The organism is Pseudomonadota bacterium (assembly GCA_026390555.1).
Classification (GTDB): Bacteria; Bdellovibrionota_C; UBA2361; order UBA2361; family OMII01; genus OMII01.
On the sequence record JAPLFS010000031.1, the window covers coordinates 1 to 5327 of the forward strand.

The following is a 5327-nucleotide window of genomic DNA, read 5'->3' on the forward strand; positions in this document are numbered from 1 at the left end:
AGAGAGGCTAACCCACTGATCTAAGGTAGTTGAGCTGCGCAAGTAGCCATAAATATTTACCTAAAACTCGCTAAATGGTTAAGCTTTTTTTCAGTCTAGCCGACATCTTAGTTATAGAGACCTGTTTATTGGTCCACGATATGTATGGGGTGATATGCGCGGTTTATTGAATATATTTGACGCCTTGATAGCAGCTCTGCTGGGCCGAAAGCTGGTCCCAGTTCCGGTCAGAAGCAGGCGCTCTCGATAAGGCCAAGCGTCTGGCGGATTTAGTTGTTTAGGACAGCGCCATGTGGTCTCATAATCTCATGCAAGCTTCACGAACAGCGCACAACGACGACCTTCATCCATTCGGCGGTTGCAATCGATTGCTTGAACAATACCAGCAGATCGGAGCCGCACTCCTGGCCTATGAGCGCCGGGCATGTGGGGCTCTTATCCCTGTAAACCGTTATGCCAGTGATTTTCGGTATGCGGTATCGTTTGTGCCGGTTGAGGTTCTTGAGTCCTACCTAGACGATCTACTGGATCTGGGGGTGACAGATGAGAGCCTTTTTATAAAGAAACCGAGCGTCTCAATGCCAGCATTGGCGCTGCTCGCTATCAGTCTCGTTACGGTGTGTTATGTATTTTCGATCGGGCATGCTAGTTCGCCGGTGTATGCGTTTCCAGCACTTCTTATCGGTGCATTTATGGCCGGAATAATCGGCGCACTTTATTTTCTGCCCCGTACGAAGGTGCTCCGTCGATTCAGCTTTGCTACCATCGTCTCGCGCGAAATAGCCTCTCGTAGGGGCCATGATAAAGCCAATGTGGGTAATTTTGCGCCCCGATCCTTGATTAGAGATCTCTGGAACGGGCAGCAGGGTGGGAGAGTTGCCAATCTTCCCCCGCACCCGGCGCGCGTCAGCGCTCGGTACTATCACTAACCGCGCTACTACTGCGTAATGCTAGCGCTCTTCTGAAAGTACCACGGAGCAACCTTGCGTGTGCCTCTGCGCGGCATGCTACGAATCTTTTGAGAGATCTTGTTTGTATCTAGATCTAGCTGCTCACATACCCAGGAGAATGAGAAGTTACCCGCAGTTGAGATATCGTTATAACTAAAGATCCACTCCTCGGCCTCAGCTATCTCGCGTGGATCGTTTCCTACGAAGTCGAGAATGGCGCGCTCAAGGATCGCAAGGAGCAACCTGCGCTCCGGGCTGCCGGTCATATTTGGAGATCCGAATTCCTGCTGATAATCGTGATTGATACCTGAAAATGAGCTACCTGTTGTTCCTTCCATTGCATTTACTCCGGGAAAATAGAGACTAATAAGATACTTTTATGGTCAACCCATACGGTTTAAGCTTGCTCGCAAGGTGTTTCGCCCTATATATCTTAGGCGAATTCAAAGACCGTGCTGCCTAAGACGCAGTACCGCACCAGGTATTCAAAACATGAGAGCTAAATTTATCGGTTTTTATGCAGCATTAGTTGCCTGTTTTGTGGGCCTGCCATGTCTGGAGCTAAGGGCTGAGTTCCTGTGCGCCGCTGAGGTTTCATATACTTGGCTAAGATCCCCCCCACCTACTGAAAGCGTAGCCGTTAAGGGGCAACAACAGGTTGTGGCAGCCCCCACAAGCGCACCGAGTTTGGTGCTATTTATCGGGGTTGAACGGAGCGCGGTGGATGAGGCTACGGCAAAGAGCACCCTTCAGATCGAGCTTAATCGGCAAAGGGCTAAGGCCTCTGATAGCTGTAGGCGTGACCATGAGGGGTTTGGTGAATGCGTCGCTACCAAGCTCTCAAGCAGGTCTTCTATATTGAATTCATTGAGTTTTTCGACCCGTGTCGAGCTCGAAAGGGCGCTTATGCAGGAGTGTCGAGAGCAGCAGGGTGTGTGTGGTACAGTTGAGGCGAGTGAGCCTAAATGTCGTGAGTTGACTAGCACTAAGGGGGCGGCTGGCGCCCCTGGCGATAAGAAAACCGATGCTAAGAAGCCAGAATCAAAGAAAAAATAAGAGAAAGGTACATTTTTTATAAAATATGCCGTTTTCGAATAGTTCTAACAAGCTCTTGATTCATCTTAGATCAGTGGATAACGTAAGGACCTTGAAAGTCACTTTATTAATGGAGGAATGTTTTTGAAGCCCTTTCCCAAACCTGCTTTCCGCGGGGGCCGTTTTAATCGTCCCATGTCCGCCCCCGATGCCCATCGTATTAATGAGTTTATTACAGCAAAAGAGGTGCGAGTTGTTTCATCGACCGGTGAACAGCTTGGAGTTTTGTCCGTGCACGATGCTCTGCAGCAAGCACAGGAGCAAGGACTAGACCTAGTAGAGGTTGCCTCACAAGCCAAACCCCCTGTCTGCAAAATCCTGGATTACGGCAAGTTCAAATACAAGGAGCAGAAGAAGGAGACGGAGGCCAGAAAGAATCGCACCGATACGACCCTTAAGGAGCTGCGCCTACGATATCGAACTGATATTGGTGACCTGGAGGTAAAACTCAAGCAGGCCCGCGAATTTTTAGCAGAGGGTGACAAAGTTAAGTTCGTTATGCGCTTTAAGGGGCGTGAGGCTATGTATGTCGATCTCGGCAGGCTAAAATTTGATCAGATCATCGCGCGTCTTGCAGATGTTGCAACGGTTGATGAGCGCTCACCAGCGATGGGCCGTCAGATTCATGTTACCTTTACACCTATCAAATGAGCAGCACTGATAGCGCGCCAGTTGTAGCGCCATTTAGGGGCCATACCTGTAGCGATCTATATAAAGCGATCTTTGAGGCCGATGCGCCTGAGCAGGTAGTGCGGCAACTTCCCGTGCAGAGCCTCTTTATGATCATAAAGCAGCGGGGGATTGAGTCCAGTACCGACCTGCTCTTGATGGCCTCGCTAGAGCAATGCAAACTTATATCGGACTTCGATCTTTGGCACGCAGATGCTCTTAACGAGGAGGTATTATGGGGGTGGTTAGCCCTGACAGATGATACTGACTCGCTAGAGCTATTGCAGAAGCTCGTTAAATTTATCGATCTGAAGCTCTTGGCTGTGTTGATCGGTAAATATGCTGAGGTGCAGGTCTTTGAAGATCCAAGTGAGCAGCCCCCTGGGCCTGGATTTCATACCCCCGATAACGGCTCAACCTGGGTCGGAATAAAAACAGAGAATCCTGATCACCATTTTCTTTTAGCGCGTCTGCTGGCCCTGATCTTTGAATCGAATGCAGAGCTCTTTTATCAACTTATCGCCATTCCCTCGGTTGCTACTATCAGTATGCTCGAGGAGGAGGCTTACATAGAGCGCACTAAACGGCTCGCTGCTGAGGGTATCCCTGAGCCAGAGGTCGCGGCTAGCATTCACGCACCGTACTCGGTACTCGAAGCGCAGGGTGTTCTAAAAGCTGGCAAGCGTTCGCAGGTGATTGAGGATATTCGTAGCATTGAGCCCATGATCTATGAGGCACGCGCAACCCGTTTATTTGCGGAGCTGCTGCGCAGAGTCGAAGACCACGAGAGCATAGAGATGGAGTTTACCTACATTATGAACGCCGCTGTTGTGCGGTGGGGGATAGATTTCGCTGAGCAGGAGCGGGTCCTTGAGTTGGCAGAGCAGGTAAAAGGGGCGATCAACCTGGGGCTTGAAAGATTAATCGCGGATGGTACCACAACGGTGCTTGAGGCCTACAATGCCTTGGGCCTTGGACCTCTCTTCCGTCTGGGTATGACGGAGCTAATGGCGCTTAGAAGCAGAGCTCGAAAGATTCCGCTTGAGTTAGCCGATAAAGTTAAAGATGCAGACCCGGTTCTCTTTTCAACCTTAGCGTGCGCGCGTGAAGCATTTCCAGCGATGCCGATGTTCTTAAATGAGGATGGCTCGATTGTTGATAGTGGTGCTAGTGGTGTTGATATTAGTGGCAGCCTGCAACCCGGCACCCGCCCAATTGAGAGCCTACAGGCTATTAAATCGGTTAGCTCCCTGCTTGATAAGCTAGCATAGGGCGCCCCGCATAGGTTGCCTTACCTGTGACTAGCGCGCAGCAATCTATCCATAATGGCCTCACCGAGTCCGATCGGCTCACATGTATCAACTATAATCAGATCGAGGGCGAGTTGATCGTGTTCACGTAGGGCCTGAAATAGATTCGCTGCAATCGTTTTAAGCTCTCCCCCAGGGCTCAAAACTGTCGTGTGCGATGGGCTAAATGCCAGGCTCTGCGGAGAGAATAGTATCGCGCCAACCTTTTTTGGCAGCTTTGTATCTCTCCTAAGGGCGCTCTTAAGCATGACCGGTGTGTGCGGAGCGTAGTGCTTCGCCATAAGTCCAGGAGATTGAAGGGGAGCGTTAGAGGCTGCTATAGGGCCCCCTACGGTGCAACCTAGAGTAGCAGCGATCTGCTCCCTGGTAATTGCCCCGGGTCGCAGCACTCGTGGAGTTAGTTCAAGTAGCGATAGTACGGTTGATTCAAGACCGACCTCACATGCGCCGCCATCTATGATGCAATCAACGCTAGTACCGAGCGCCTCTCTAACATGTTGCACCGTTGTAGGGCTGATATACATGGAGGCATTAGCGCTCGGTGCAGCTATAGGCCCGTCAAATGCTCTCAGTAGAGCAAGTGCAACTGGGTGACGTGGAACTCTAAGCGCTACTGTGTCTCCACCAGCACGCACCTCTCTAGCGATAGATGCGCCCGCAGGGAGCACGATAGATAACGGCCCGGGCCAAAAGGGAGCTAATTTTTCAAGACGGCTCTCTGCAAGCTTGCGATCAAAGGAGCGTGAGAGATCCGCATAACGAGCAAGATCATTAAACGAGGAGATATGCACAATAAGTGGATTTGAGGAGGGGCGCCCCTTTACCTCAAAGATGCGGCGCACTGCGCTAGAATTTGTGGCGTCAGCGCCGAGTCCGTAGACGGTCTCGGTTGGAAAGGCAACCAGCCCGCCAGAGCGAAGGGTAGCTACAGCTTCTGCAAGTTTTAAAGGGTCTATAGTAGTAGTCATACGGTACGCTCTTGATTATAGGGTTCTTTGGAATAGGGGGCTACCCTACTACCCCTACCACCACCCTGCTGCTGAGCGTTATATCCCACTAGCACGAAGCTCTACCTACTTACGCTCTTACTGACACTCGGTCGAGGTGCGAGGAATCAGATCAAGTTGAGCAAGTCCCTGGCTCTCAAGGCTTATGGCCTGTACAACGAGTTTGTCTTTACGGTTCGTTGCACCGGTATTTCTAAAATAGGCGCGTGCTATGGTCCTCTTAGCGGTGTTCCTGGCTTGTGCAAAGAGATCCCGTAATGCATCAATTGTCGGTCCATTATCTACCGTTTGGCATA

At 50.8% G+C, this 5327-nt stretch carries 7 protein-coding genes; 4 read left to right on the forward strand and 3 right to left on the reverse strand.

Features of this window, described 5'->3' with window-relative positions; translation table 11 throughout:
- Nucleotides 1–308 precede the first annotated feature (308 nt).
- On the forward strand, nt 309–929 hold the full coding sequence (locus tag NTV65_03665; GenBank protein ID MCX6114302.1) for a hypothetical protein: 621 nt from the start codon (nt 309–311) through the stop codon (nt 927–929).
- A gap of 8 nt (nt 930–937) precedes the next feature.
- Here the strand turns inward: NTV65_03665 and NTV65_03670 are convergent, their stop codons facing one another.
- Nucleotides 938–1288, reverse strand: a complete 351-nt coding sequence (locus NTV65_03670; GenBank protein ID MCX6114303.1) for a hypothetical protein — start codon at nt 1286–1288, stop codon at nt 938–940.
- A gap of 154 nt (nt 1289–1442) precedes the next feature.
- On the opposite strand from NTV65_03670, the gene NTV65_03675 reads away from it, so the two are divergent.
- From NTV65_03675 to NTV65_03685, 3 genes are all read left to right on the forward strand, one after another.
- A complete protein-coding gene (locus tag NTV65_03675) occupies nt 1443–2006 on the forward strand; it encodes a hypothetical protein (protein ID MCX6114304.1) in 564 nt (187 codons plus the stop codon).
- A gap of 174 nt (nt 2007–2180) precedes the next feature.
- Nucleotides 2181–2696: a translation initiation factor IF-3 gene (gene infC / locus NTV65_03680; protein ID MCX6114305.1), complete on the forward strand. Its 516-nt coding sequence runs from the start codon at nt 2181–2183 to the stop codon at nt 2694–2696.
- Nucleotides 2693–3985, forward strand: coding sequence for a DUF6178 family protein (locus tag NTV65_03685; GenBank protein ID MCX6114306.1), 1293 nt, complete (start codon nt 2693–2695; stop codon nt 3983–3985). The genes infC and NTV65_03685 overlap by 4 nt, the downstream gene beginning before the upstream one ends.
- 20 nt (nt 3986–4005) lie before the next feature.
- Here NTV65_03685 and NTV65_03690 read toward each other — a convergent pair whose 3' ends face one another.
- Both NTV65_03690 and NTV65_03695 read right to left on the reverse strand, forming a co-directional pair.
- Nucleotides 4006–4992, reverse strand: coding sequence for an L-threonylcarbamoyladenylate synthase (locus NTV65_03690; GenBank protein MCX6114307.1), 987 nt, complete (start codon nt 4990–4992; stop codon nt 4006–4008).
- 117 nt (nt 4993–5109) lie between these two features.
- On the reverse strand, nt 5110–5327 hold a 218-nt coding region (locus NTV65_03695; protein ID MCX6114308.1), incomplete at its 5' end, for a hypothetical protein.

Bases quoted from the DNA above. Each gene is read 5' to 3' on its own strand.
- NTV65_03670 (MCX6114303.1), bottom strand. From the start codon at position 1,288: ATGGAAGGAACAACAGGTAGCTCATTTTCAGGTATCAATCACGATTAT.
- NTV65_03665 (MCX6114302.1), top strand. From the start codon at position 309: ATGCAAGCTTCACGAACAGCGCACAACGACGACCTTCATCCATTCGGC.
- NTV65_03675 (MCX6114304.1), top strand. From the start codon at position 1,443: ATGAGAGCTAAATTTATCGGTTTTTATGCAGCATTAGTTGCCTGTTTT.
- infC (MCX6114305.1), top strand. From the start codon at position 2,181: ATGTCCGCCCCCGATGCCCATCGTATTAATGAGTTTATTACAGCAAAA.
- NTV65_03685 (MCX6114306.1), top strand. From the start codon at position 2,693: ATGAGCAGCACTGATAGCGCGCCAGTTGTAGCGCCATTTAGGGGCCAT.
- NTV65_03690 (MCX6114307.1), bottom strand. From the start codon at position 4,992: ATGACTACTACTATAGACCCTTTAAAACTTGCAGAAGCTGTAGCTACC.